We start from the raw sequence: 26,930 nt of genomic DNA on the forward strand, positions 1-26,930 counted from the left end.
CAATGCTCCGTTTGCCAGGGTTGGTGTGTCAGTCAATGATGTCATTGCCGAGAAATTTACGCAGCCCATCCAGATCCTTAATCTCCAGTCCTTGCTTCGTACGTGTTACCAGTCCGGCATCCGTCAGCGCTTTCACCGCCCGCCGATAGACCCGGTCGGTGGTGCCGAATCGCTCAGCTTCCTGGTATTTTTTATGAAAACCATCCATTGGCTGCTTGTCCTGATGCTGGCGATACAGGTCATACGCTACGTTATGTACGATAGGATAGAGCATCCGGTGCAGGAAGATTTCCAGCATATCCTGATAATCAACGGCCATTGCGCTGGCGAAAAATATCGCCAGTCTGGGGTGCTGGTTCAGCGCTTCCTCCAGACGGTCACAGCTGCATACCGCCACGGTCAGCGGTTCTTCGGCTACGATATCAAGCTGGCAACGATACCCGGTAAAAAACTCCATTTCGCCAAACAGTTGCTCATCACATTCCATTGCTCCCAGTTGAAAACGGCGACCATTCTCCGCGCTATAACGCAGAGAAATTCTTCCTGACTGCACCATGATTAGTCGATCGACTACCTGTCCCTGGCGGTAAAGATAGTCATCTTCCTGGATAATCTGTGTTTCAGAGAGCAACTCCTGGAATATCTTCTCAATTAAGGCATCATCTTGCTGCCAGATATTGTGAAAACGACCTTTTGTGAGGGGCTTAAGCTGCATGGCTCAACGTCTTATTGTTTGAGATAATTCTTATCGCTGACTGTATGCCATCTGCTGCGCAATGTCATTAAGAGCGGGTTGCAGATAATAAAAGGGCCAGCACCATGCTGGCCTTGACACACTAAGGATGGCTGATAAAGCGAGACAGTCGCTGGCGCAGCAGGCGGTTTTCCTGCCGCAGTTGAGCGTTCTCTTCCAGCAACGTCAGCGCAACGGCAATTCCCGGCCAGTCAAGTTCCAACTCCTGACGCAGGCGTATCGCGCGACGCATGACGGTCAGCGCATGATCGTCAAAAGTCTCGTCTTCATGAGGTTCTATCACCCCTAAGCCGACAATCTCATGTAGCTCTTCTTCTGACACACCGGTGTACAGACAAAACTCGGTAATAGTAAAGGTGACGGTGACGTTAGCCATTATGCTTTCCCCCACTCTTTGCGCGGATCAAAGGTCTTTTGTGCATCCGCCAGCTGCTGCCACAGGGCGGCGCTGGCGTCGTCAGGTTTCGGCGGCATGACGATTTTGATCACCGCATACAAATCGCCGGTATGTTTTTTACTTACCAGACCTTTGCCCTTAATGCGTAACCGCTGCCCGGCCTGGCTGCCCGCAGGAATGGTCAGCAGGATGCTCTCTTTTAACGTCGGAACGGTTACTTTCGCGCCCAGCGCGGCTTCCCACGGCGCCAGGGGAACGACCACTTCCAGATCCTGATTAACGATATCGAACAGCGGATGTGGCGCGATATGAATCACCAGCCACAAATCACCGTTTGGCCCGCCGTTTTCACCGGGGGTGCCCTGGCCTTTCAGACGAATACGCTGACCGTTACCGACGCCGGCCGGAATTTTCACATTCAACGTTTTAGGAATTTCACGTTCGACCATGCCGAACGCATTGTAAACCGGCAGGGTGTAACTGATCGTGCGGCTATGCTCAGTAAGCGTTTCCTCGAGGAATACGGCGACTTCAATTTCAATATCGTGCCCGCGGCTGGCATGACGCTGGCGAGACTGTTGCGCATGCTGACCAAAAATGGAGGAGAAGATATCGTCGAAATCTTCGGCGTTATAGCGTTGATTCTCTCCTTGTTGGAATTGACGGTTGAACTGTGGGTCGTTGCGGTGCTGCCACAACTGGTCGTACTCGGCGCGTCGCTGTTCATCACTCAGGACTTCCCAGGCTTCAGCAACCTCTTTAAACCGGGCCTCCGCGTCAGTCTCTTTGCTGACATCAGGATGATATTTACGGGCGAGTCGACGATAGGCGGTCTTGATTGTCTTGAGATCGTCTGTCGGTTTCACGCCCATAATGGCGTAATAATCCTTTAATTCCATAGCGTTCTCTCGTGTAAATCAACACTTGCAGAAGGTGAACCCTGACAACAGGTATCACCGCTAAGTTTAGGGTAATCCTGATAACAGAGAATGCCAACCGGGAAGGGAGGATATTGCTATAAACGATGCGGGCGTTGCACCACCAACAGCGCTTTTTAACGTTATGGCGTCTGTTGTGTGGTGCGAATAGTGAGATTAGCTAAACATCAGGATTTAGTGATCAGGAAGCGGACCGTATCAGCATAGTTTTGTACGAACGCGTTAAGGTCATCAGATTTCAGTCCTTTCGGATTGATCATATATTTACCGTTGATAAAAATGGCGGGCACCCCGGTTAAATCTACGGCTTTAGCCATTTCTTGCTGTTTGGCGGTTAGTGATTTCACGGCAAAACTATTCCATGCGGCATCATAATCACTGGCACTGACGCCCGCGCTGATAAATACGTTACGAATATCGTCCGCCGATTTAATGGTTTGTTTTTTCTGCACGGCATCAAAAAGCAACGGTTTAACTTTATCTTGCACGTTCAACAGCATGGCGACGGACCAGGCGTGCGTCATGTCTTGCCCCAGAGGGCCTAAAAAGTCGACGTGGTATTCGGTGAGTTTGACGTCAGCAGGCAAAACTTTTTTCACGTTATCAGTGATTTCAAAAACTTCATCGTACTGATAGCAGGAAGGACAATAGAACGAGAAAAACTTCAGCGCTGCCGGGGCTGAAGCGACGGGTTTTTCCAGTGAGATAAACTCTTTGCCGTCGGTAAATGGTGCTGCCTGAGCGCAAAAGGTAAAAAGTAACCCAATCAGGGGTAATAAATATTTTTTCATTTCCATATACTCTAAATAACATTCAATAAACAAATTTTCTGCGAATGAATACGCTCTTCATTGCGTCGGGCTATAATACGATAATCACCTAAAAATGCGCTGACCCTTACTTTCATTTACGCATCAATACGTAGCGGGACAGTATTTATGTACTGTTCTGCGAATATCCTTTGGTACTCTTCGTAAATAGTGAATGATCACTTCCGTGATATTTTCGTAATTACTTTGGCAATGTTATATTGTAATAAATAAAAACGGAAATATGATTAATTATCATTTGATTTATAAAACGTGAGCCGCAACGCGTTGCGCTATGTTCTGTCAACGCAGCCGTAAGATTCTCTTTTTCTTGTAGCGTGTGAATGAATAGGGTAAGTGTCAGTGATGAGCAACCAAAATGGATATCGCTATGATTGACCACCTGGATCATCTGGTATTGACCTCCAATAATGAAGAGGCATGCGTTCGTTTTTATGTCGAACTTTTAGGGATGAGGCTGGAAACCTTCGCGCAAGGGCGGAAAGCCTTCGTCTTTGGCAATCAGAAAATTAACCTCCACATTCGGGGAAAAGAGTTTGAACCCAAAGCTCACGCGCCAACGCCGGGGGCGCTGGATTTGTGTTTTATCACCACGCGTGCGCTGGATGAGGTGATAGCCACGTTTCAAACGCACGGAATTGATATTGTTGAGGGACCGGTTGCACGAACCGGTGCGATGGGACCGATTCGCTCGGTTTATGTCAGAGATCCCGATCTCAATCTGATTGAAATCGCGGTATATCCTGCCGATGACAGGACATAACTTTACAGCGCAAAGGTTGCCAAAACCTGGTGAGTGGTTAAGATAACTCGCATCAATCAGTGAGGGTATAATGGCGAAACGTCAACGGATGGGATGGTGGTTCCTCTGTCTGGCATGTGTTGTGGTGATGGTTTGTACCGCACAACGCATGGCGGGCCTGCACGCGTTGCAGATGGACACCGTTGCCACAAGCGTGGTCGTAAGCGCACAAGCGCAGACCGATGAGGCCTCGTCCGTTACCCCTTGTGAACTGAGCGCGAAATCATTACTGGCGGCGCCCCCGGTACTGTTCGAAGGCGCTATTCTGGTGCTGTGTCTGCTGCTGTCGCTGCTGGCGCCAGTGCGGGCGTTTCGTCTGCCTTTTTTCCCACCGCGAGCCATCTCGCCGCCTACGCTAAGGGTACATCTGCGATTTTGCGTCTTCCGTGAATGACAGAACAGCCGTTGCTGACTGTTAGATAATTATTCACGGAGAAAATATATGATGACTGTTTTCAGGCAGGCGCTGCTCTGTCTGTTATTGCTATGGCTGCCCGTATCCTGGGCGGCTGAACCCGGCTGGCTGCGTTCACCCGATAACGATCACGCCAGCGTGCGGTTACGCGCTGATACGTCCTCAGGCGGCGAAACTCGTCTGTTGCTGGATGTTAAACTGGAGGACGGCTGGAAAACCTACTGGCGTTCGCCGGGCGAGGGAGGCGTCGCGCCATCTATCGCCTGGCAAGGGGAAATGCCTGCGGTCGACTGGTTCTGGCCAACCCCTGCACGCTTTGAGGTCGCTAATATCACAACCCAGGGCTATCACGATAATGTGACATTCCCGATGGTTGTGCGCGGCAGATCGCCCGCCACGCTTAGCGGTGTTTTGACGCTATCCACCTGTAGCAACGTTTGCCTGTTGACGGATTTTCCTTTTTCCGTGACCTCCACGACCCAGGACCCGACTTTTGCGCATGACTATGCTCAGGCAATGGGGCAGATCCCGCTAGCCAGCGGCCTGACCGATACTTTGCGCGCTGGCGCACGGGCCGGCGAGCTGGTCGTCGAGGCTTACCGCGCGGGAGGCTGGACTGCGCCTGGGCTGTATCTGGACGCCGTTGATGATGCTGATTTTGGCATGCCGCAAATTCACGTCGCAGGTGAGACGTTACGCGCCACGGTACCCGTTCATGACGGTTGGGGGGAAGGCGCGCCGGATTTACGCGGTAAGTCGGTCACGCTGGTGCTGGCAGATAACGGTGTTGCCCAGGAAAGTCGTCTTGCGATTGGCGAAGCCCCGGTTATTGAGAACGCCTCACTCCCATTGTGGCAGGTGGTGCTAATGGCGCTGCTGGGCGGTTTGATCCTCAACCTGATGCCCTGTGTGTTACCGGTTCTCGGCATGAAACTGGGCTCTATTTTGCTGGTTGAGGAAAAAAGCCGTCGCCAGATCCGCCGTCAATTCCTCGCATCGGTAGCCGGGATCCTGGTCTCCTTTATGGCCCTGGCGCTATTGATGACAGTGCTACGTTTAACCAATCAGGCGCTGGGCTGGGGGATCCAGTTTCAGAACCCGTGGTTCATTGGCGTCATGGTCGTAGTGATGCTGACGTTCAGCGCCAGCCTGTTCGGGTGGTTTGAATTCCGCCTGCCTTCGGCGATGACCACCACGCTGGCGACTCGCGGTGGCAACGGCTTGTCGGGACATTTCTGGCAAGGCGCATTTGCGACCCTGCTTGCCACGCCGTGCAGCGCCCCGTTTCTGGGAACAGCGGTAGCGGTGGCATTGACCGCTTCGCTGCCAACGTTGTGGGGACTGTTTATCGCACTTGGCCTGGGGATGAGCTTGCCGTGGCTGCTGGTGGCTCTGCGTCCCGGTCTGGCGCTGCGTTTGCCGCGTCCGGGACGCTGGATGAATAGTTTGCGGCGTCTTCTCGGTGTCATGATGCTGGGTTCGGCTATCTGGCTTGCGACGTTGCTGCTCCCACATTTAGGGCTGGCCGGACACGCTAGCGCTAAAGAAAGCGTGAACTGGCAACCGCTTAGCGAGCAGGCGATTGAGGATGCGCTGGCGCAACATAAGCGTGTGTTCATTGACGTCACTGCCGACTGGTGCATCACTTGTAAGGTCAACAAATACAACGTGTTGCATAAAGATGACGTACAGGCCGCGTTGCAACAGCCGGATGTAGTGGCGCTGCGCGGCGACTGGACGCTCCCTTCTGAAGCCATCACCGAATTTCTGAAAAAACGCGGCCAGGTTGCTGTGCCGTATAACCAAATTTATGGCCCCGGTCTGCCGGAAGGCCAGGCGTTACCAACGTTGTTAACCCGCGATGCGGTATTGCAAACGTTGACCGACGCCAAAGGAGTAACCCCATGAAAATAATGATTGTTCTGCTGTTAACCCTATTTTCTGCCGTCAGCGTAGCTAAAGAACCTGCACCGTTTACACCGGAACAGGAAAAGCAAATTGAAGCGTTAATCCAGGAGGCCCTGTTTAACGATCCCAACAGCCCACGGATTGGCGCTAAGCAGGCGAAACTGACCCTGATAAACTTCACCGATTACAACTGCCCGTACTGCAAGCAACTGGATCCCATGCTGGAAAAAATTGTGCAGAAATATCCTGACGTGGCGGTAGTGATTAAACCGCTGCCGTTTAAAGGGGAAAGTTCGGAACTGGCGGCGCGGACCGTGCTGACTACCTGGCTTGAGCATCCGCAGCAGTTTCTGGCGCTACATGAAAAACTGATGCAGAAAAAGGGTTACCATACCGACGTCAGTATCAAACAGGCACAGGAAAAATCGGGAGCCAGTCCGGTGACGCTGGATGCCCAAAGTGCTGAAACGCTAAGCACTAACCTGCAACTGGCGCGACTGGTGGGCGTGCAGGGCACCCCCGCAACGATTATTGGTGATGAGCTTATTCCCGGTGCGGTGCCGTGGGAAACCCTTGAGGAAGTGGTCAAAGAAAAGCTGGCGGCGGCCAATGCTCAGTAAACTGCGCCGCTGGCTGCGCGAAGGGCTGATCTTACTGGCGCTGTTGGCAGGGGCGATGCTGCTGATGGATGTCTGGCGCGCGCCGCAGCTCCCTGGATCTTTTGACAGCACGCCTTTGCAAACGCTGGATGGTGAAACCGTCACGCTGGCGGCGCTCAGCAAAGACGAGCCGGTGCTGCTTTATTTCTGGGCGAGCTGGTGCGGCGTTTGCCGCTTCACGACGCCGGAAGTCGCCAGGCTGCGTTCGGAAGGGGAAAACGTGATGACCATTGCGTTACGCTCCGGCAGTGAAGCTGAGGTGTCTCGTTGGCTGTCGCGTAAAGGCGTGGACTTTCCGGTCATCAATGATGCGAACGGGGCAATCTCCCGCAGTTGGGCGATTAGCGTCACGCCCACGCTGGTGGTAGTGTCACAAGGTCGGGTGGTGTCAACAACCAGCGGCTGGACCAGCTACTGGGGCATGAAGCTGCGGCTGTGGTGGGCAAAAACGTTCTGATAATGTGCCGGGGAAACCCGGCATTTTTTATATTATTACCCGTAAGAGGGAAGACATATTTCGTTGCCTGGCGAAGCGAGCACCGCGATTAACGTCCAGAATGGGTCATCTTCTCTTTTTCAGGAAAGTGCAACATGACGAGTTCGTTAGCGTTTGGGCCCGCTCTGGTGATGATGATTGCCGCCACGTTTGTCCTCGCCGGGATGGTAAAAGGCGTCACTGGTATGGGATTGCCCACCGTGGCTATGGGGATCCTCGGATCGCTTATTTCGCCGGTTGCGGCGGCGGCCATGCTGCTGTTGCCTTCGCTGATTAGCAATCTGTTTCAGTTTGGCGGTGGCGGAAATACGCGTCAATTAGTCAAACGACTGTGGCCAATGTTATTGACGGTGGTGGTGGCGACACTGTTTGCCAGCGCCTGGATTACCGGCGGCGATACCACCCGTACCCAGTTTGCGCTCGGCGTGGCGCTGGTGGCTTACGCTATCTGGACGCTGGCCGGAAAGAAAATCGCAGTGGCTCCGCAGCATGAAAAACCGTACTCCCTCGTCATAGGATTTGTTACTGGCTTATTGACTGGCGGAACCGGTGTATTTGTGATGCCCGCCGTGCCCTGGATCCAGTCATTGGGTTTTGAGAAAGATGAACTGGTTCAGGCGCTCGGGATCTCTTTTACGTTTTCGACATTGGCTTTGGCGCTTGGTCTGTGGTGGCACAACGCGCTGCCCGTACAGTCGTTGAGCTTATCGGCTTTGGCCATTGTTCCTGCGCTGATTGGTCAGTGGTTAGGAACCCGTGTACGACGGGTTATTTCTCCGCTCGTGTTTAAACGCTGTTTTCTGTTTTGTTTGGTCGGGTTGGGTATCGAGATGATGCTGCGTGCGGTGTGAGCTGTGCGGTGACTTTAGAACGCATTCATGGCATCGTTAATTCAGACATTCAGGGTCAAAGAGGTCGCTATGGCATCAGTGATGTTAAGTGAGGAAGAGGGCGCTCTGGAGTCGCGAATGGCGCTCACCGCGGCGGCGATGGCCGATAAATCGCGCTCGCGAATGTTGTGCGCCCTGATGGATGGCCGCGCCTGGACCGCGACCGAGCTCAGCGCAGTGGCGGATGTGTCAGCGTCGACCGCCAGTGCGCATCTGGCGCGTCTGTGTGAACAACGTTTTGTTGTGACGCTCGCGCAGGGCAGGCATCGTTATTTTCGCCTTGCAGGCTCCGATATCGCTGAACTGCTGGAGCGTCTGATGGGCGTGGCGTGGGCTACATCAACGCCACGAAAAATCACGACGCCGCCAGGCTTACGACATGCCCGAACCTGCTACGATCATCTCGCTGGCGAGGTGGCGGTGAGGCTGTTCGATACGCTGGTTTCCCGTCAGTGGTTAACGCCGGATGGTGAAACGCTGACGTCTCTTGGGCAGGAAAAACTGGCACAAATGGGGATTGTCCTGGCTGCGAGCGCATCGCGGCGGAAATTAACCTGCGGTTGTCTGGACTGGAGTGAACGACGTTACCATCCCGGCGGCGTGCTTGGCGCATCGCTGCTACGCTGGTTGATTGAAAAACGATGGATAAAAACGGAGCTGAGTGGTCGCCGCGTCACCTTCACCCCGCTTGGCATTCGCAAATTAGAAACCGAGTTCGGTATTAAAACGACACCGTAGATGGTGCGTTTTGCGAAAGCGTTCCGGGAAATATGTCATATTTCTGTCACACTCTGTTGTGATTGATAACAACAAGAGGTCGTAGGGATGAATAAATCGTTAATCGCCGCAGCCGTGGCAGGGGCTGTATTAATGTCAACCGCCGCGCAGGCGCAGACCGCGCCGGAAGGCTATCAGCTTCAGCAAGTATTGATGATGAGTCGGCATAACTTACGCGCACCTTTAGCCAATAATGGCAGTGTTCTTGAGCAGTCCACCCCCAAACAATGGCCAGAATGGGATGTCCCCGGCGGGCAACTCACCACCAAAGGCGGCGTGCTGGAAATCTATATGGGCCACTATATGCGAGAGTGGCTGGCAGAGCAGGGGATGGTGAAATCGGGCGAATGTCCGGCGCCGGGTACGGTCTATACCTATGCTAACAGCCTGCAGCGTACGGTCGCGACGGCGCAGTTCTTTGTCACCGGTGCTTTCCCGGGTTGCGACGTCCCGGTCCATCATCAGGAAAAAATGGGCACCATGGATCCCACCTTTAACCCGGTGATCACCGATGATTCCGCCGCCTTCAGCCAGCAGGCGGTTCAGGCAATGGAGAAAGAGCGTAGCCAAATGCAGCTCAACGACAGCTATCAGTTGCTTGAGCAAATGACCGACTACAAAGACTCACCGTCCTGCAAAGAAAAACAGCAGTGTTCCCTGACCGATGCTAAAGATACGTTTAGCGCGAAATACCAGCAGGAGCCTGGGGTTTCGGGGCCGCTGAAGGTCGGGAATTCGCTGGTTGATGCCTTCACGCTGCAATATTACGAAGGCTTCCCGATGGATAAGGTCGCCTGGGGCGAGATTAAATCCGATCAACAGTGGAAGGTTCTGTCGAAGCTGAAAAATGGCTATCAGGACAGCCTGTTCACCTCCCCGGAAGTGGCGCAGAACGTCGCCAAACCGCTGGTGAAGTATATTGATAATGCGCTGGTTACTGAACGCGTAAAAGCGCCAAAAATAACCGTGCTGGTGGGGCATGACTCAAACATCGCATCGCTGCTCACCGCGCTGGATTTCAAACCGTACCAGCTTCACGATCAGAACGAGCGTACGCCGATTGGCGGGAAGATTGTCTTCCAGCGCTGGCATGACAGCAACGCGAATCGTGATCTGATGAAAATCGAGTACGTGTATCAGAGCTCGCAGCAGTTGCGTAATGCTGACGTTCTGACCCTGAAATCCCCGGCGCAGCGCGTAACGCTGGAGCTGAAAGGGTGTCCGATAGATGCGGATGGCTTTTGCCCGATAGATAAGTTCGACAGCGTGTTGAATGAGGCGGCTAAGTAAAAGAAAAACTCCCCCGTGTTCGCGGGGGAGTCTGAGCGCTAGACGTTTTTGCGTTCGATAGTCTGTTCACCCCAAAAGAGCGAATCTTTGTCTGTTTTCTTAAAGGCTTTGATGAGCACCTCGTCGCTACCTTCTTCCCAAATTTTTTCCGCCAGTTTCTCGTCATAATGCGCGACTTCAAAAATGGCTTCGGCTATTTCCGGCGATGTATTGCGCAGACTTGCCCATTCGCCGACGCGATGGGCTTTCGCTTCTTGAGTTGGCATTCGAATCCTCCTGTTGAAGATTAGCCGTTGAGTTTTACTGCCAGACCTGCGACATATTCACCCTGATAGCGGGCGATAGATAATTCTTCCTGACTTGGCTGGCGAGAGCCGTCGCCTCCGGCGATGGTGGTTGCGCCGTAAGGGGTACCGCCGCGAACTTGAGAAACATCAAACAGCTCCTGCGCCGCGTAACCGATAGGCACAATCACCATCCCATGGTGAGCAAGCGTAGTCCAGGTTGATGTAATGGTTTGTTCCTGACCGCCGCCGGTTCCTGTCGAGCTGAATACGCTGGCGAGTTTGCCGTACAGGCCGCCTGAAGCCCACAGCCCGCCAGTCTGGTCGAGGAAGGTGCGCATCTGACCGGACATATTGCCAAAGCGTGTGGGGGTACCAAAAATAATGGCATCGTAATCTGCCAGTTCTTGCGGGGTTGCGACTGGTGCGTTTTGTGTTTTGCCGCCAGCTTTGAGGAAAATCTCCGGCTGCATGGTCTCTGGTACGCGCTTAATAATCACTTCCGCGCCATCAACCTTATTTGCGCCTTCTGCGACTGCATGGGCCATAGTTTCAATGTGTCCGTACATGGAATAATAAAGCACCAGAACTTTTGCCATTTTACACTACTCCTCGAGTTAACCGTGTCCGTAGCGACTCGCTACCTACCTTTAAAGATATGACGTACTGTCAGGAGTGCAAATTTCACAATCACTTCTTTGATTTATAACAATTTTTATAACAACTTCTCTTGTTGCAAAATGATACATATTTAACCAGGTGGAATTTGGTAGTCATAAGAAAGACTTATTGATTTCTTGCTGTGATTATTTCTCTATCACCGCCAATCCTGTTGCAGGATATTACAGTTAGCGGCTGCTCAGGCCACGCTTCACTATGCTTAATCCCACGCAGTTATTTTCAGGGTATCGCCCGTAACGCTGCGTGAGGTATCACTCCTCAGTACCTATGCAATATGATGTCTAATCAATGACGGAGGTCAGTAATGGCAAACCATCGAGGCGGTTCCGGCAACTTTGCGGAAGATCGCGAAAGAGCATCAGAAGCAGGTCGAAAAGGTGGCCAGCACAGCGGGGGCAACTTTAAGAATGACCCGCAACGCGCTTCAGAGGCAGGCAAAAAAGGGGGCAAAAATAGCCACGGCAACAACAAATCGTAATTGCCGGGCTAGCTGTCAGATATGCCGTGACGGCTGAGGATCAGAGTCAGACGTTACGTAGCCACCCACCGCCGCCGGTTTCTTCCGGCGGTTTTTTTTGTCTGCAAGGTTGAACTGTAACAAAACGCAACGCAGACTAACGACATTCAGTTAATCGGGTGTCTCATGTCATTACTTTCTCGTTATTCCTTCTCTGTTAAACCTCAGGAAGCGATCCTCATTGTGATCACTATGTTCTGGGGTGGCACGTTTTTGGCCGTGCAATATGCCGTTACCCTGAGCGGACCTTTTTTCTTTGTCGGCGTGCGTTTTGCCACCGCTGCGCTGGCGGTCGCGCTTTTGTCACTACGCACATTGCATAAACTGACGTGGCTGGAAGTCAAAGCAGGCGTTGCGATCGGTATCGCAATTGCGTTGGGCTATAGTCTGCAAACCTGGGGGCTACAGTTTATTCCCAGCAGTAAATCGGCGTTTATTACCGCGATGTACGTACCGTTGGTCCCGCTTTTACAATGGCTGTGTCTGGGGCGTATGCCCGGCCTGATGCCGTGTGTCGGCATTGTGCTGGCCTTTATCGGGTTGATTTTTCTCGCCGGACCAGGAGGCAATTTGCTGGCTTTAGGTGAAGGAGAGTGGATCACCCTCGCCGGCGCGGTGGCGATTGCGGCAGAAATTATCCTGATTAGCGCGTGGGCGGGAAAAGTGGATGTGCGGCGGGTAACGGTGGTACAACTGGCAACCGCTTCGATAGTGGCGTTTATTGCCATGGCTCCGGCCGGAGAGTCCGTGCCGCCGATGTCTACGGGATTGCTGGTGGTGGCGCTGGGATTGGGGATTTTCAGTGCGATTATTCAGGTCACCATGAACTGGGCACAGCGCAGCGTTTCGCCGACGCGCGCGACGGTCATTTATACCGGTGAGCCGGTGTGGGCGGGGATCTTTGGTCGCCTTGCGGGGGAGCGCTTACCGCTACTGGCTTTGCTCGGCGCAGCATTCATTATTGTTGGCGTGCTGGTCAGCGAACTGAAGTTCAAAAAGAAAAAAGGGGGAGTGCAAGAGGCACCGCCGGAGTCGCTTTAATTTAACCATTCACCGCGTGATTTGGTATGCTGACGCCCTCACAAGAAGGAGAGGGCGCATGGTCCAACGCGCAGAGAAAAAAACAGGTAAGCGCTCGCAGGCCGTCAGTGCAAAACGCCAGGCCATATTAACCGCGGCATTAAATATCTTCTCCCAATATGGGATCCACGGCACGCGTCTCGAACAGGTCGCTGAGCAGGCGGGTGTGTCAAAAACGAATCTGCTTTATTACTTCCCGTCAAAAGAGGTGCTCTATATTGCCGTTTTGCGGCAAATCCTCGACGTCTGGCTGGCTCCGTTGAAGGCTTTTCGCGAAGACTTTGCGCCGCTGGTGGCCATTAAAGAATACATTCGCCTTAAGCTGGAAGTGTCGCGCGATTACCCTCAGGCTTCACGGCTATTTTGTATGGAGATGCTGGCAGGTGCGCCTTTATTGATGGCTGAATTAACGGGCGATCTCAAAACGCTAATTGATGAGAAATCGGCGCTGATTGCCGGTTGGATCAAAAGTGGGAAACTGGCTCCGGTCGATCCGCATCATCTGATTTTTATGATTTGGGCTTCAACCCAGCACTACGCCGACTTTGCCCCACAGGTTGAGGCGGTAACGGGCGCAACGCTGCGTGATGAAGCCTTTTTTAACCAAACGGTGGAGAGCGTGCAGCGGATGATTATTGAAGGGATCCGCGTGCGTTAACTGGCAGGCGGTAACGGACAGCTTAAATCGCCCTCTTCACACTGCAAAAGTGAGGCGAGAAACGCTTCACGCTCGTTGGTTTTATCCGTCAGACACTGGCTGGAAATCATCGCCTGGACGCTACCGCCTTCGGTGCCGGAACTGATTAACGCGCAGTCCGCATCGCGCAGGGTTATCCACGAGATTTGCGCTTTTTTCAGTAAATCGCGCTGGGTCGGGGCGGCGCGCTTAAGCGCATTCTGATAAGTGTCATTAAGTTTGGTGTCGGCCGCCTTAAACTGCTCTGCCGCACAGGTGTTCAGCTCAATCTGAGTGTTCGCGTTGGCGCAGTCATCCGCCAGCGCCTGGCCGCTCAACAGCAGCGTTGCACATGTCAGTACGATTCGTTTCATGCTTCCCTCTGGATCCATAAAAAAAGGCCCCGTTACCGGAGCCTTAATTAACCACAACCTTAGCCGATTGTCATCAGGCTGGCGTTCCCCCCGGCAGCGGCGGTATTGACGCTCAGGGAGCGTTCAATGTACAGCCTCTCCAGCAGAATATTGCTTTCGCCACGGGCAAAACCCTGGACTGATACAATCGCCCCTTCGCGGGCAGCTACCGCTTCGCACAGTGAACGCAGTTGATCGGAATCGCCGTGGAAAATAACGGCATCAAACGGCTGTGTAGTGATGTTGTCCGCTTTGGCAAACTGAATGCGCCCGGAGACGGCGGCTGGCAGACGTTTTGCCAGTTCACGATGGAACGCATCATCTGGCCACAGGATTAAGCTACCAACGGAAGCCACGGCGGCAACCTGTACCAGCGCGTCCTGTTCATCATCGGCGATACACAGTACGCGTTCACGCGGCAACAGCGTCCAGGTATTCCGCTCGCCAGTGGGTCCTGGCAGCAGACGCTGAGTACCGGCCTGCGCCAGTTCGCCAAACTGCTGGCAGAGCGCATGCAGCGAGGGTCGATCGGTTGCCCATTCGCTGAGTGCTTCCAGCGGCTGAACGAGTGCAGCTTTAAGCTGCGCATCGACCGGGTAGTCTGCATCCTGACGGGCAAGCGTAATGCCTAACGCATTTTCCGGGCGGTTAGCCAGCAGGCGATACAGATACAGCGGTCCACCTGCTTTTGGCCCGGTACCAGACAAGCCTTCGCCACCGAATGGCTGCACGCCGACAACGGCACCGACCATATTGCGGTTAACGTACAGGTTCCCCACGTGTGCCGATCCTGTGACCTGGGCGATGGTTTCATCGATACGAGTGTGTACGCCCAGCGTCAGGCCGTAGCCGGAGGCATTAATTTGCTCAATCAGGTTGCCCAGATTGTTACGGGTGTAGCGCACGACGTGCAGTACCGGACCAAACACCTCTTTTTGTAATTCGTCGAAGCTTTCCAGCTCGATCAGCGTCGGAGCAATAAAGGTACCGGTTTGCCATTCACGCGCATCGTCGCTGTTTTCGCGCACGGCCTGAAACACCGGGCGTCCTTTGGCGCGCATGGCCTGAATATGGCGCTCAATATTGGTTTTGGCTTCTTCATCAATTACCGGCCCAATATCCGTGGTCAGGCGACCTGGATTACCCATGCGACATTCCGCCATCGCGCCGCGCAGCATTTTCAGCGTATGGTCGGCTACATCGTCCTGCAGACACAGGACGCGCAGCGCGGAGCAGCGCTGTCCGGCGCTGTCAAACGCTGAAGCCAGAACGTCGACCACGACCTGTTCCGTCAACGCGGAGGAGTCGACAATCATTGCGTTCATCCCACCGGTTTCGGCGATAAGCGGGATTGGACGCCCCTGAGCATCAAGGCGGGTGGCAATATTGCGTTGCAACAGCGTGGCGACTTCCGTTGAGCCGGTAAACATGACGCCGCGTACGCGCTCATCGGAAGTGAGCTGCGCCCCGACGGTTTCACCCTGACCAGGCAACAGTTGCACCACGCCCGGCGGTACACCCGCTTCGAGCAAAATAGCGATGCCCTGGGCGGCAATTAACGGGGTTTGTTCCGCCGGTTTTGCCAGCACGCTGTTACCCGCCGCCAGCGCGGCGGCAATCTGCCCGGTGAAAATGGCCAGCGGGAAGTTCCATGGGCTGATACAAACCACCGGTCCTAATGGTCGATGGGTTTCATTATCGAAATCATCGCGAACCTGACCGGCATAATAATGCAGGAAGTCTACCGCTTCGCGTACTTCCGCAATGGCGTTGCTGAAGGTTTTACCCGCTTCGCGTACCAGGATGCCAATCAACTGCTGCATCTGACCTTCCATCAGAACGGCGGCACGATGCAAAATGGCGGCGCGCTCTTGTGGCGGTGTGGCGAACCAGATCGGCGCGTTATTCGCTGCGTTCTGTAACGCCTGTTCTACTTCAGCGTGAGTCGCCTCACGCACGTAACCGACAATGTCTTTCGGCTCGGCTGGGTTAACGACTGGCGTCATTTCGCCGTCAGCAACCGGGTGCTCCAGAATGGGTTTAGCGTGCCATTTTTGTAGCGCGCTGTTGAGCAGGGCAGAGGACAGCGAGGCCAGACGATGTTCGTTAGCTAAATCCAGCCCGCCTGAGTTTTCGCGGCCTTTACCGTACAGATCACGCGGCAGGGCAATCTTCGGATGCGGCAAACCGGCCTGACCTTCTTGCTGCGCCAGTTTTTCAACAGCCTCGACCGGATCGGCAACCAGTTCATCCAGCGGCAGGGTCGTGTCGGCAATGCGGTTGACGAACGAGGTGTTGGCGCCGTTTTCCAGCAGACGACGCACCAGGTACGCCAGCAGCGTTTCGTGCGTGCCGACCGGTGCATAAATGCGGCATGGACGGTTCAGTTTGCCATCCGCAACTTTGCCGGTGACCTGCTCATACAGCGGTTCGCCCATGCCGTGCAGGCACTGGAATTCGTACTGACCCGGATAGTAGTTTTGACCGGCTAACTGATAAATCGCCGCCAGCGTATGGGCGTTGTGGGTGGCGAACTGCGGGTAGATCAGATTCGGTACGGCAAGCAGTTTTTTCGCACAGGCCAGGTAAGAAACGTCGGTGTACACCTTACGGGTGTAGACCGGATAACCTTCCAGACCGTCCATCTGGGCACGTTTAATTTCGCTATCCCAGTAGGCACCCTTAACCAGACGGATCATCAGGCGGCGGCGGCTGCGCGTGGCGAGGTCAATCAGGTAGTCGATAACATACGGGCAGCGCTTCTGGTAGGCCTGGATAACAAAACCGATCCCGTTCCAGCCTGCCAGTTCGGGTTCAAAGCACAGTTTTTCCAGCAGATCGAGGGAGATCTCCAGTCGGTCAGCCTCTTCGGCGTCGATATTAATGCCGATGTCGTACTGACGTGCCAGCAGAGTAAGCGATTTCAGACGAGGATAGAGTTCATCCATCACGCGATCGTACTGCGCACGGCTGTAACGCGGATGCAGTGCCGACAGCTTGATGGAAATACCTGGCCCTTCGTAGATACCGCGCCCGTTAGAGGCTTTACCAATGGCGTGGATCGCCTGCTGGTACGAAACCATATAAGCCTGTGCATCGGCGGCGGTCAGGGCCGCTTCGCCCAGCATGTCATAGGAGTAACGGAAGCCTTTTTCTTCCAGTTTACGCGCGTTAGCCAGCGCTTCAGCGATAGTCTCCCCGGTGACAAACTGCTCGCCCATCAAGCGCATGGCCATGTCGACGCCTTTACGCACCAGCGGCTCACCGCTCTTGCCGATAATACGGTTGAGTGAGCGTGAGAGGCTGGCTTCGTTATGCGTTGAAACCAGACGACCGGTAAACAACAGCCCCCAGGTCGCCGCGTTGACGAACAGAGACGGGCTGCGGCCAATGTGCGACTGCCAGTTACCGTTGCTGATCTTGTCGCGGATTAACGCATCGCGGGTCGCTTTATCTGGAATACGCAGCAAGGCTTCGGCCAGACACATCAGCGCGACGCCTTCCTGTGAAGAAAGGGAGAATTCCTGCAATAAACCTTGTACCATCCCGGCGCGACCGCTGGCGGTCTTCTGGTTACGTAGTTTGTCTGCCAGATCGTATGCCAGCTTATGCGCCTGCTCGGCGATAGGCTGCGGCAGACGAGCCTGCTCCATCAGCATCGGTACGGCGTCGGTTTCGGCGCGGCGGTATGCGGCAGTGATTGCCGCGCGAGAAACTGACTGCGGCAGGATCTGTTCGGCAAATTCCAGGAAAGGCTGATGCGCTTCATTTTGCAACGTGGTCGACTCATCGCCCTCATTCGCAGCACCCGCCAGCAGGGCCGGTAGTTCAGGAAGCGCGTCGTCATTTTCCAGTCTTTCGAGATAATTAAAAATGGCTTGTTTGATCAGCCAATGTGGCGTGCGATCGATTCGTGATGCTGCTGTTTTAATACGCTCGCGAGTGGCGTCATCCAGCTTAACCCCCATCGTGGTGGTTCCCATGCCGTTTACTCCTGTTGTACTGAAATACGGGTCTGATAGTTACCGAGAAATATCCACTATGTTGCAACTTTGTGCAACCGTGTTAAATGTGACTTGGTTTGCAAGCTTGGAAATGAATGAAATGTTAATAAACGTGAGTGTTTTGACGGGGGCTATAAAAGTTGCCGAATCTTTTTCTCTGCGGTAGTTAACACTTTTAAAAGGTGCAACCGAAAAAAGTGTGAGAGAGTGCAACCTACAGAAAAATGCTATCTACTCTGGATTAAATTTGATGTAAATGGTGTGTTAAATCGATTGTGAATGACCATCGCTTCCGGCAGGATACGGTCGCCCTGGTAAACATAGATATCTTTGCCACGTTCCGGCAGGGTAATAAAACGGCAAGCCACGGCATTGCTGATACATAATTTTGGAGAGTTTTGATGGCTATTAGCACACCGATGTTAGTGACATTCTGTGTCTATATTTTCGGCATGATATTGATAGGGTTTATTGCATGGCGTTCAACCAAAAACTTTGACGATTACATTCTGGGTGGACGCAGTCTGGGTCCATTCGTGACCGCGTTATCCGCCGGGGCATCTGACATGAGCGGCTGGTTGCTGATGGGGCTGCCTGGCGCGATTTTCCTGTCGGGGATTTCAGAAAGCTGGATCGCTATTGGCCTTATTTTGGGTGCGTGGATCAACTGGAAACTGGTGGCCGGACGTTTACGCGTGCATACCGAATACAATAACAATGCGCTGACGTTACCGGATTACTTTACCGGTCGCTTTGAAGATAAAAGCCGTATTCTGCGTATTATCTCCGCGCTGGTTATTCTGCTGTTTTTCACCATCTATTGTGCTTCCGGTATTGTGGCAGGGGCGCGTCTGTTTGAAAGCACCTTTGGCATGAGTTACGAAACAGCGCTGTGGGCGGGGGCGGCCGCGACGATTATTTATACCTTTATCGGTGGTTTCCTGGCGGTAAGCTGGACCGATACCGTCCAGGCCAGCCTGATGATCTTCGCCCTGATCCTGACGCCGGTAATGGTAGTCATTGGCGTGGGTGGGTTTGACGATTCGCTGGAAGTGATTAAACAAAAGAGCATTGAGAACGTGGACATGTTCAAAGGGCTGAATTTTGTTGCCATTATTTCCCTGATGGGCTGGGGTCTGGGCTACTTCGGGCAGCCGCATATTCTGGCGCGCTTTATGGCGGCTGATTCTCACCATAGCATTGTTCATGCTCGCCGCATCAGTATGACCTGGATGATCCTGTGTCTGGCAGGTGCAGTTGCCGTTGGCTTCTTTGGTATCGCTTACTTTAACAACAACCCACAGCTTGCCGGTGCCGTTAACCAGAACGCCGAACGCGTGTTTATTGAACTGGCGCAAATCCTGTTCAACCCGTGGATTGCCGGTATTCTGCTGTCTGCGATCCTCGCTGCGGTGATGTCGACTTTGAGCTGCCAGCTGCTGGTGTGTTCCAGCGCAATCACCGAAGACTTGTATAAAGCGTTCCTGCGTAAAAATGCCAGCCAGAAAGAGCTGGTATGGATTGGCCGCATCATGGTGCTGGTTGTGGCGCTGGTGTCTATCGCGCTGGCGGCGAACCCGGAGAACCGTGTGCTTGGTCTGGTAAGCTACGCCTGGGCCGGCTTTGGCGCGGCGTTTGGTCCGGTGGTTCTGTTCTCCGTAATGTGGTCGCGTATGACGCGTAACGGCGCGCTGGCCGGGATGCTTATCGGTGCGGTGACGGTAATCGTCTGGAAGCAGTTTGCCTGGTTGGGTCTGTATGAAATCATCCCGGGCTTTATTTTCGGCAGTATCGGTATTGTGGTCTTCAGCCTGTTGGGTAAAGCGCCTTCAGCCGCTATGCAGCAACGTTTTGCCGAGGCTGATGCGCATTATCACACAGCTCCGCCATCGCGTTTACAGGCAGAGTAATCCGCCTCGCTCCTTAAGCCCGCCGCGTGCGGGCTTTTTTATTTGTCCCCGCTGCAAAACCGCCCTAATCGTTACCCGCCTAACTGTTTACATTAAGTCATCATTCTCAAAACATTCTGCTTGAGTTTTTCTTTACTGTAATGATAATCACTATCACTGTAATTTACTTTTCTTTTCATCAATTGACTGAGAATAACGTTTAAGGGTTCTTCGCATGTTTGTTCCATTTCTTATTATGTTGCGCGAAGGGTTAGAGGCCGCGCTGATAGTCAGCCTGATTGCCAGCTACCTGAAACGGACTCAGCGTGGTCGATGGATTGGTGTGATGTGGATTGGTGTTCTGCTGGCGGCGGCGTTATGCCTGGCGTTAGGCGTTTTCATCAATGAAACCACCGGTGAATTTCCGCAAAAGGAGCAGGAGCTGTTTGAAGGCATCGTGGCGGTCATTGCCGTGGTGATCCTCACCTGGATGGTGTTCTGGATGCGTAAAGTTTCGCGCAACGTCAAAGTCCAGCTTGAACAGGCTGTCGATAACGCGTTGCAACGCGGCAATCATCACGGCTGGGCTCTGGTGATGATGGTCTTTTTTGCCGTTGCCCGTGAAGGGCTGGAATCGGTGTTCTTCCTGCTGGCGGCATTCCAGCAGGATGTAGGCATTTGGCCACCGTTAGGTGCGATGCTGGGGCTGGCCACCGCGGTGGTACTGGGTTACCTGATTTACCTCGGCGGCATTCGCCTCAACCTCGGGGCATTCTTCAAATGGACCAGCCTGTTCATTTTGCTGGTGGCCGCTGGTCTTGCTGCTGGGGCCATCCGTGCGTTCCACGAAGCCGGGTTATGGAATCATTTTCAGGATGTGGCGTTTGACATGAGCAGCGTGCTTTCAACGCATTCGCTGTTTGGCACATTGATGGAAGGTATTTTCGGCTATCAGGAAGCGCCGAGCGTCAGTGAAGTCGCCATTTGGTTTATCTACCTGATTCCGGCATTGATTATGTTTGCACTGCCGCCGCGTTCAGGCACTACGGCATCGCGTACCGCACCCTGATAAAAACGCGATGCAGAATACTCCTTAGTTACAACATACTTATTTATAGGGATAGGTCATGACGTTTAATTTTCGCCGTAGTGCGCTGCAGTTGGGTATTGCCGCGCTGTTTGCCTCCGCTTTTTCTGCACAAGCCGCCGATATTCCGCAGGTGAAAGTCACGGTTAACGACAAACAGTGTGAGCCGATGACGATCACGGTTAACGCTGGGAAAACGCAGTTCATCATCCAGAACCACAGCCAGAAAGCGCTGGAGTGGGAGATCCTTAAAGGGGTTATGGTGGTTGAAGAACGTGAAAACATTGCGCCGGGCTTTAGCCAGAAAATGACAGCTAACCTGCAGCCAGGTGAATATGATATGACCTGCGGTCTGTTGACTAACCCGAAAGGCAAACTCATTGTAAAAGGTAGCGCAACGGCGGATGCCGCGCAGGGCGATGCTCTGCTGAGCCTAAGTGGCGCAATTACCGAATACAAAGCCTATGTGACAGCCGAAACTGCACAACTGGTTGCGGGCACCAAAGCATTCACCGATGCGATTAAAGCTGGCGATCTGGAAAAAGCGAAATCGCTGTATGCGCCAACCCGTCAGCATTATGAGCGTATTGAACCGATTGCTGAACTGTTCTCCGATCTCGACGGCAGTATCGATGCGCGTGAAGATGATTATGAGCAAAAAGCCGCCGATCCTAAATTCACCGGCTTCCACCGCCTGGAGAAAGCGTTGTTCGGCGACAACACCACCAAAGGCATGGACAAGTATGCCGACCAATTAAACCGCGATGTTCTTGACCTGCAAACGCGTATTAGCGAACTGGCCTTCCCACCGTCAAAAGTGGTTGGCGGGGCAGCAGGACTGATTGAAGAAGTCGCTGCCAGCAAAATCAGCGGAGAAGAGGATCGCTACAGCCATACCGATCTGTGGGATTTCCAGGCCAATATCGATGGCGCGCAGAAAATCGTCGATCTCCTGCGCCCTCAGTTACAAAAATCCAATGCTGAGCTGTTGGCGAAGGTGGATGTGAACTTCAAAAAAGTCGATACCATTCTGAGCAAGTACCGTACCAAAGACGGTTTTGAAACCTATGACAAACTGACCGACGCCGATCGCAATGCGCTGAAAGGGCCAATCACGACGCTGGCGGAAGACTTGTCGCAATTACGCGGTGTTCTGGGTCTGGATTAAGCAAAATGCAGCAAGATAATGAAAACGGCGTGAGCGAACCTTCACGCCGACGTTTACTGAAAGGGATGGGCGCCCTGGGTGGGGCGCTGGCGCTGGCGGGTGGATGTCCGGTTGCCCACGCGCAAAAACCACAAAGTGCGCCGGGAACGCTGTCCCCCGATGCGCGTAGTGAAGCGCAGCCGTTTTATGGTCAGCATCAGGCAGGGATCCTGACGCCACAGCAGGCATCGATGATGCTGGTGGCGTTCGATGTTCTCGCCAGCGATAAGGCTGATCTGGAACGCTTGTTCCGCTTGCTGACCGCCCGATTTGCGTTTCTGACCACGGGCGGGCCGGCGCCGGATACGCCGAATCCGCGTTTGCCCCCTATGGATTCCGGTATCCTCGGCGCATACATTGCGCCAGACAACCTGACGATGACGTTGTCAGTCGGCGCCTCGCTATTTGATGAACGTTATGGCCTGAAATCGCAGATGCCGAAAAAGCTGCAAAAAATGACCCGCTTCCCGAATGATTCGCTGGATGCGGCGCTGTGCCATGGTGATTTGCTGGTGCAGATTTGTGCCAACACGCAGGACACCGTTATCCATGCACTGCGCGATATCATTAAACATACGCCCGATCTCCTTAGCGTGCGCTGGAAACGTGAAGGGTTTATTTCCGACCATGCCGCGCGCAGCAAAGGCAAAGAGACCCCGGTCAACTTGCTTGGCTTTAAGGACGGCACCGCGAATCCGGACGCGACGGATACGAAGTTGATGCAGGATGTGGTGTGGGTTACGGACGGGCAGGGCGAACCTGTCTGGGCGCAAGGTGGTAGCTATCAGGCCGTCAGGCTCATTCAGTTTCGCGTCGAGTTCTGGGATCGTACGCCGCTGAAAGAGCAGCAAACGATATTTGGTCGAGATAAACACACCGGCGCGCCGCTGGGTATGCAGCACGAGCACGATGTGCCTGACTATGCCAGCGATCCCGAGGGTGAGGTGATTGCGCTCGACAGTCATATCCGCCTGGCGAATCCGCGCACGAAAGAGACCGAGACCAGCCTGATGATGCGACGTGGCTACAGCTATTCGCTCGGTGTGACCCCATCCGGTCAACTGGATATGGGACTGTTGTTTGTCTGCTATCAACACGATCTGGAAAAAGGCTTTTTGACTGTGCAGAAACGCCTCAACGGTGAAGCGCTGGAAGAGTATGTCAAACCAATTGGTGGGGGCTACTTCTTTGCTTTGCCGGGTGTCAAAACCGCAGATCAATATCTGGGACAGTCTCTGCTCGAAGCCTGATGATTACGCCCCGTTGTACAGCGGGGCTTTTCCTGACATCTGTATGAATGAACAAATTATTTTTTATGATCGGTACGAGACTGAAATAATTCTGTCATCTCTCTGCAAGAGACTGTCTTTGGTGATTAGATAGAATTTAAGTTAACGACAAGTAAAAATATTGTTGCATTAACGAAAGATTATGATGTAATTATAAGAAACAGCGGTAGTTCCCGGCGGTGATAGTCGTTCACTATGGAGATCGCGATGGAAAAGTCCTGTATTGGACACATTTTTCACAGTAGCTGCAGTACGTTACGCGGACGTTTCTCTTCCGGTAGCCACCTCGTCACCGCTAAATCTCTCTCCCTTTCACTTCTTATCTTCGTAACTGACACCTTGTACGGTGCGCGTAGCCGTGTGTGGCGTCTTATCCGAAAGCAAGCAATGGCTTACAAGGAAGCCAACCCTCAGATGTTCGTGCGCATAATCGTGCCGCCAACGGCGCGTGTGATGTATACCTACAACTCAAGGTGCTATCCATGGGAAGACAAAAAGCAGTGATCAAAGCTCGTCGTGAAGCAAAACGTGTGCTGAGGCGGGATTCGCGTAGCCATAAACAACGTGAAGATGAATCGGTCACCTCGCTTGTGCAGATGGGCGGCGTAGAAGCGATTGGTATGGCGCGTGATAGTCGCGACGCCACGCCAATCACGGCGCGGAATGAAGCTCAGGCCCAGTACCTGAATGCTATCGAGAGTAAACAGCTGATCTTCGCTACCGGTGAAGCCGGGTGTGGTAAAACCTGGATCAGCGCGGCAAAAGCAGCAGAGGCCCTGATCCACAAAGACGTGGACAGGATCATTGTAACCCGTCCAGTTCTGCAAGCTGATGAAGACCTCGGCTTCTTACCTGGAGATGTTTCCGAGAAGTTTGCGCCTTATTTTCGTCCAGTGTATGACGTGCTGGTGAAACGTCTGGGCGCCTCCTTCATGCAATATTGCCTGCGGCCTGAGATTGGTAAGGTGGAAATCGCGCCATTCGCTTATATGCGTGGACGCACATTTGAAAATGCAGTGGTCATTCTTGACGAGGCTCAGAATGTTACTGCAGCACAGATGAAGATGTTTTTGACTCGCCTCGGGGAGAATGTGACGGTGATTGTGAACGGGGATGTGACCCAGTGCGATCTACCCGCCCACGTTCGCTCAGGGCTAAGCGATGCGCTGGCCCGTTTCGAAGAAGATGATATGGTTGGAATTGTTCGTTTCAATAAAGACGATTGCGTCCGTTCGGCACTCTGTCAGCGGACGCTCAATGCTTACAACTGATAAGTACTCCGTCTTCAAGGCCCGGGAAACCGGGCTTTGTTATTTAACGTCAGCAGATTACTTTCTTTTGCTGCTCCAGTAGTTGGCGCAGGCCTGGTCAAACAACTGGTTATTTTGGTCTATTTTCTTTAGCGCTTGTGCCAGAAAGGTCAGTAGGTCATCCTTATAAATCCCACCTTCCGTAGTTTCTTTTCGTAAGATCCCATTGCTGGTGTAGGTTTTTTTAATGGTGACGTTATGCCTGACGTTGCAAATAACCGTTCGCTGATACTCTTCGTAGAATCGGCTGTCAGGATCGAAAAACGTATTTATTTCATTCGGTGTACGTTTGAGGATTTTTCGCGAGAAAACCTTTAAGGGAATAAATCCTGCTTCGTCTGCCTGCGACATGATCTCATCAAGCAAAGTTCCTTCTATGTTTAACATGCCGTTATTTTCCTGATTGCTTGAGAAAGCGGTAGTTACAGCATAAGAGTGGTTTAGATAATGTGCAACGGGGCGGGGGATGATGCCTGATAGCACGTTGCTTATCAGACCTACAGGTTAACGCTATTCAGGACGGGTCACATGCGAAAAAAAAGCCCGTACTTGCGTACGAGCTCTTTCTCGAATATGGCGGTGAGGGGAGGATTGACTCGCTTCGCTCGCCCTTCGGGCAGCCCGTTCGCGATGCTCCCGGTCTGTCCAACTGGCTGCGCCAGTTGTCGACCCCCGGTCGGGGTTTCTCATCCCCCCGCAGGCGTGCAACATGCGAAAAAAAAGCCCGTACTTGCGTACGAGCTTTTTCTCGAATATGGCGGTGAGGGGGGGATTCGAACCCCCGATACGTTGCCGTATACACACTTTCCAGGCGTGCTCCTTCAGCCACTCGGACACCTCACCATATTGTTGTCCCTGTGCTACCGGAACGGGCGCTAATTTAGGGAAATACCGCTCCGGCGTCAATCAACTTTTTGAAAAAAACGTGCATTTACACAAACTTCAATCAATATGCAGCTTAAATAAGCGGGAATTGTTTTTTTTGCCAGCACCCTAAAATTTGCTACTCTGATGTTCCCTCGAAAAATGATGATTATAAGTGCGAGTACGTTCCGCATAACAATGTTCAGGAGACGCTATGGATATAATTTTCTATCACCCAACATTCGATACAACCTGGTGGCTTAATGCGCTGACAAAGGCCATACCTGGCGCGCGGGTCCGTGAGTGGAAGGCAGGTGATAATGCGCATGCTGACTACGCGCTGGTCTGGCATCCTCCGGTTGAAATGCTCGCCGGACGAAAATTAAAAGCCGTATTTGCGCTGGGTGCGGGCGTCGATTCTATTCTCAGTAAACTAAACGCTCATCCGGAAATGTTGGATGCGTCGATCCCGCTTTTCCGTCTGGAAGATACGGGGATGGGCCTGCAAATGCAGGAATATGCGGTTAGTCAGGTATTGCACTGGTTCCGTCGCTTTGATGACTACCAGGCATTAAAAAACCAGGCGAAATGGCAACCGTTGCCAGAATATACCCGCGATGAGTTTAGCGTCGGGATCATGGGCGCTGGTGTTTTAGGTGCAAAAGTTGCAGAAAGTCTGCAAGCATGGGGGTTCCCGCTACGCTGCTGGAGTCGTACGCGTAAATCCTGGTCTGGTGTGGAAAGCTTCGCCGGTACCGAGGAACTGGGCGCGTTTTTGAGTCAAACTCGCGTGCTGATCAACCTCCTGCCTAATACGGCAGAAACCGTAGGCATTATTAACGCTGATTTACTCAGCCAATTGCAGGATGGCGCTTACGTGCTGAACCTGGCGCGCGGCGTTCATCTCAATGAAGACGATCTTCTGGCATCGCTGGACAGCGGCAAAGTAAAAGGTGCCATGCTGGATGTCTATAGCCGTGAACCGCTGCCGGAAACCAGCTCGCTATGGAAACATCCGCGTGTGGCAATGACGCCGCATATCGCCGCGGTAACACGCCCGGCAGAGGCGGTGGACTACATCTCCCGTACGATTTTGGACCTGGAAAGTGGGAAATCCGTAACGGGTCAGGTCGATCGCGTTCGGGGATATTGATGGTAACCCGGCAAGTGCCGGGTTTGAGCTAATAAATGGCGACGATACCTGCTATCCTTGACGGAAAATGACTACAGGAGAGAGTTATGTATCCCGTTGACCTGCATATGCATACCGTCGCCAGTACCCACGCCTACAGCACCTTAAGTGATTACATCGCCGAAGCCCATCGCAAAGGCATCAAGCTGTTTGCCATAACCGATCATGGACCGGACATGGCGGATGCGCCTCATCACTGGCACTTTATTAATATGCGCATTTGGCCTCGTATCGTCGATGGCGTAGGGATCCTGCGCGGTATCGAGGCGAATATTAAGAAT

The 26,930-nt window shown here is 53.2% G+C and carries 28 protein-coding genes and 1 tRNA gene; 19 read left to right on the forward strand and 10 right to left on the reverse strand.

The genetic code is table 11. The annotated features are described in order from the left end of the window. Positions 1–28 precede the first annotated feature (28 nt). From KQJ19_RS04370 to dsbA, 4 genes are all read right to left on the reverse strand, one after another. The gene (locus tag KQJ19_RS04370) at positions 29–715 is read right to left on the reverse strand and encodes a Crp/Fnr family transcriptional regulator (protein WP_094762255.1); all 687 of its coding nucleotides are present in this window, start codon (positions 713–715) and stop codon (positions 29–31) included. A gap of 121 nt (positions 716–836) precedes the next feature. Next, entirely contained in the window at positions 837–1,130 is a 294-nt protein-coding gene (gene cbpM, locus KQJ19_RS04375) for a chaperone modulator CbpM (RefSeq protein ID WP_016152570.1), read from the reverse strand. Then, complete coding sequence (cbpA, locus tag KQJ19_RS04380) at positions 1,130–2,050, reverse strand: curved DNA-binding protein (RefSeq protein ID WP_016152571.1); 921 nt, start codon at positions 2,048–2,050, stop codon at positions 1,130–1,132. The genes cbpM and cbpA overlap by 1 nt, the downstream gene beginning before the upstream one ends. A gap of 206 nt (positions 2,051–2,256) precedes the next feature. After that, positions 2,257–2,880 (reverse strand): thiol:disulfide interchange protein DsbA, encoded by a 624-nt coding sequence (gene dsbA, locus KQJ19_RS04385; protein ID WP_131348280.1) that lies wholly within the window; start codon positions 2,878–2,880, stop codon positions 2,257–2,259. Between the two features lie 397 nt (positions 2,881–3,277). Between dsbA and KQJ19_RS04390 the strand changes: the two genes are divergently transcribed. From KQJ19_RS04390 to agp, 8 genes are all read left to right on the forward strand, one after another. Then, positions 3,278–3,682, forward strand: a complete 405-nt coding sequence (locus tag KQJ19_RS04390; protein WP_200107615.1) for a VOC family protein — start codon at positions 3,278–3,280, stop codon at positions 3,680–3,682. A 70-nt stretch (positions 3,683–3,752) separates the two neighbouring features. After that, positions 3,753–4,115, forward strand: coding sequence for a hypothetical protein (locus KQJ19_RS04395; protein ID WP_016152574.1), 363 nt, complete (start codon positions 3,753–3,755; stop codon positions 4,113–4,115). Between the two features lie 48 nt (positions 4,116–4,163). Further along, a complete protein-coding gene (locus KQJ19_RS04400; RefSeq protein WP_200079564.1) occupies positions 4,164–6,044 on the forward strand; it encodes a protein-disulfide reductase DsbD domain-containing protein in 1,881 nt (626 codons plus the stop codon). Beyond that, positions 6,041–6,664, forward strand: coding sequence for a DsbA family protein (locus KQJ19_RS04405; protein WP_046274457.1), 624 nt, complete (start codon positions 6,041–6,043; stop codon positions 6,662–6,664). The genes KQJ19_RS04400 and KQJ19_RS04405 overlap by 4 nt, the downstream gene beginning before the upstream one ends. Further along, positions 6,654–7,160, forward strand: a complete 507-nt coding sequence (locus KQJ19_RS04410; RefSeq protein WP_016152577.1) for a protein disulfide oxidoreductase — start codon at positions 6,654–6,656, stop codon at positions 7,158–7,160. Before KQJ19_RS04405 ends, KQJ19_RS04410 begins: the two co-directional genes overlap by 11 nt. A gap of 134 nt (positions 7,161–7,294) precedes the next feature. After that, positions 7,295–8,050: a sulfite exporter TauE/SafE family protein gene (locus KQJ19_RS04415; protein ID WP_049271386.1), complete on the forward strand. Its 756-nt coding sequence runs from the start codon at positions 7,295–7,297 to the stop codon at positions 8,048–8,050. A gap of 69 nt (positions 8,051–8,119) precedes the next feature. Further along, positions 8,120–8,827, forward strand: coding sequence for a winged helix-turn-helix domain-containing protein (locus tag KQJ19_RS04420; protein WP_216403374.1), 708 nt, complete (start codon positions 8,120–8,122; stop codon positions 8,825–8,827). A gap of 87 nt (positions 8,828–8,914) precedes the next feature. Beyond that, on the forward strand, positions 8,915–10,156 hold the full coding sequence (gene agp, locus KQJ19_RS04425) for a bifunctional glucose-1-phosphatase/inositol phosphatase (protein WP_016156163.1): 1,242 nt from the start codon (positions 8,915–8,917) through the stop codon (positions 10,154–10,156). 38 nt (positions 10,157–10,194) lie between these two features. Here agp and KQJ19_RS04430 read toward each other — a convergent pair whose 3' ends face one another. Together KQJ19_RS04430 and wrbA are read right to left on the reverse strand one after the other, a co-directional pair. Then, the gene (locus tag KQJ19_RS04430; RefSeq protein ID WP_016152581.1) at positions 10,195–10,422 is read right to left on the reverse strand and encodes a YccJ family protein; all 228 of its coding nucleotides are present in this window, start codon (positions 10,420–10,422) and stop codon (positions 10,195–10,197) included. A 20-nt stretch (positions 10,423–10,442) separates the two neighbouring features. Next, positions 10,443–11,039 carry an NAD(P)H:quinone oxidoreductase gene (wrbA, locus tag KQJ19_RS04435; protein ID WP_003832057.1) on the reverse strand — a complete coding sequence of 199 codons (597 nt, stop codon included), beginning with the start codon at positions 11,037–11,039 and terminating at the stop codon, positions 10,443–10,445. A gap of 386 nt (positions 11,040–11,425) precedes the next feature. On the opposite strand from wrbA, the gene KQJ19_RS04440 reads away from it, so the two are divergent. The 3 genes from KQJ19_RS04440 (at position 11,426) to rutR (ending at position 13,376) form a co-directional block, all read left to right on the forward strand. Then, the gene (locus tag KQJ19_RS04440) at positions 11,426–11,599 is read left to right on the forward strand and encodes a general stress protein (RefSeq protein WP_003036022.1); all 174 of its coding nucleotides are present in this window, start codon (positions 11,426–11,428) and stop codon (positions 11,597–11,599) included. Positions 11,600–11,764: 165 nt separating this feature from the next. Then, positions 11,765–12,679: a DMT family transporter gene (locus KQJ19_RS04445; RefSeq protein WP_016156164.1), complete on the forward strand. Its 915-nt coding sequence runs from the start codon at positions 11,765–11,767 to the stop codon at positions 12,677–12,679. A 58-nt stretch (positions 12,680–12,737) separates the two neighbouring features. Further along, entirely contained in the window at positions 12,738–13,376 is a 639-nt protein-coding gene (gene rutR / locus KQJ19_RS04450; protein ID WP_016156165.1) for an HTH-type transcriptional regulator RutR, read from the forward strand. Here the strand turns inward: rutR and KQJ19_RS04455 are convergent. Both KQJ19_RS04455 and putA read right to left on the reverse strand, forming a co-directional pair. Continuing rightward, complete coding sequence (locus KQJ19_RS04455; protein WP_216403375.1) at positions 13,373–13,768, reverse strand: lysozyme inhibitor LprI family protein; 396 nt, start codon at positions 13,766–13,768, stop codon at positions 13,373–13,375. The two genes, rutR and KQJ19_RS04455, sit on opposite strands and share 4 nt — an antisense overlap. Positions 13,769–13,827: 59 nt before the next feature. After that, a complete protein-coding gene (putA, locus tag KQJ19_RS04460) occupies positions 13,828–17,790 on the reverse strand; it encodes a trifunctional transcriptional regulator/proline dehydrogenase/L-glutamate gamma-semialdehyde dehydrogenase (RefSeq protein WP_019076440.1) in 3,963 nt (1,320 codons plus the stop codon). 422 nt (positions 17,791–18,212) lie between these two features. Here putA and putP point away from each other — a divergent pair, with 422 nt between their 5' ends. From putP to phoH, 6 genes are all read left to right on the forward strand, one after another. Next, positions 18,213–19,721 carry a sodium/proline symporter PutP gene (putP, locus tag KQJ19_RS04465; protein ID WP_016152586.1) on the forward strand — a complete coding sequence of 503 codons (1,509 nt, stop codon included), beginning with the start codon at positions 18,213–18,215 and terminating at the stop codon, positions 19,719–19,721. A 214-nt stretch (positions 19,722–19,935) separates the two neighbouring features. Beyond that, a complete protein-coding gene (gene efeU / locus KQJ19_RS04470; protein ID WP_019076441.1) occupies positions 19,936–20,769 on the forward strand; it encodes an iron uptake transporter permease EfeU in 834 nt (277 codons plus the stop codon). A gap of 58 nt (positions 20,770–20,827) precedes the next feature. Then, positions 20,828–21,955 (forward strand): iron uptake system protein EfeO, encoded by a 1,128-nt coding sequence (gene efeO / locus KQJ19_RS04475; RefSeq protein ID WP_047501089.1) that lies wholly within the window; start codon positions 20,828–20,830, stop codon positions 21,953–21,955. Positions 21,956–21,960: 5 nt separating this feature from the next. Beyond that, the gene (gene efeB / locus KQJ19_RS04480) at positions 21,961–23,244 is read left to right on the forward strand and encodes an iron uptake transporter deferrochelatase/peroxidase subunit (RefSeq protein WP_216403376.1); all 1,284 of its coding nucleotides are present in this window, start codon (positions 21,961–21,963) and stop codon (positions 23,242–23,244) included. A gap of 246 nt (positions 23,245–23,490) precedes the next feature. After that, positions 23,491–23,787 (forward strand): hypothetical protein, encoded by a 297-nt coding sequence (locus KQJ19_RS04485; protein WP_016152591.1) that lies wholly within the window; start codon positions 23,491–23,493, stop codon positions 23,785–23,787. Continuing rightward, complete coding sequence (phoH, locus tag KQJ19_RS04490; protein WP_016152592.1) at positions 23,766–24,554, forward strand: phosphate starvation-inducible protein PhoH; 789 nt, start codon at positions 23,766–23,768, stop codon at positions 24,552–24,554. The genes KQJ19_RS04485 and phoH overlap by 22 nt, the downstream gene beginning before the upstream one ends. 57 nt (positions 24,555–24,611) lie before the next feature. On the opposite strand, the gene KQJ19_RS04495 is transcribed toward phoH, so the two are convergent. Together KQJ19_RS04495 and KQJ19_RS04500 are read right to left on the reverse strand one after the other, a co-directional pair. Then, positions 24,612–24,980: a hypothetical protein gene (locus tag KQJ19_RS04495; RefSeq protein ID WP_049283245.1), complete on the reverse strand. Its 369-nt coding sequence runs from the start codon at positions 24,978–24,980 to the stop codon at positions 24,612–24,614. Between the two features lie 368 nt (positions 24,981–25,348). Continuing rightward, a tRNA-Ser gene (locus KQJ19_RS04500) sits at positions 25,349–25,436 on the reverse strand. Positions 25,437–25,671: 235 nt separating this feature from the next. Between KQJ19_RS04500 and ghrA the strand changes: the two genes are divergently transcribed. Both ghrA and KQJ19_RS04510 read left to right on the forward strand, forming a co-directional pair. Beyond that, positions 25,672–26,610, forward strand: a complete 939-nt coding sequence (ghrA, locus tag KQJ19_RS04505) for a glyoxylate/hydroxypyruvate reductase GhrA (RefSeq protein ID WP_141875058.1) — start codon at positions 25,672–25,674, stop codon at positions 26,608–26,610. Between the two features lie 86 nt (positions 26,611–26,696). Further along, positions 26,697–26,930, forward strand: a 234-nt coding sequence (locus KQJ19_RS04510) for a PHP domain-containing protein (RefSeq protein ID WP_216403377.1), incomplete at its 3' end; no start/stop codon positions are given.

Origin of the sequence: Citrobacter sp. S46_ASV_140 (genome assembly GCF_018919545.1) — a bacterium.
GTDB classification, from domain to species: Bacteria; Pseudomonadota; Gammaproteobacteria; order Enterobacterales; family Enterobacteriaceae; genus Citrobacter; species Citrobacter braakii.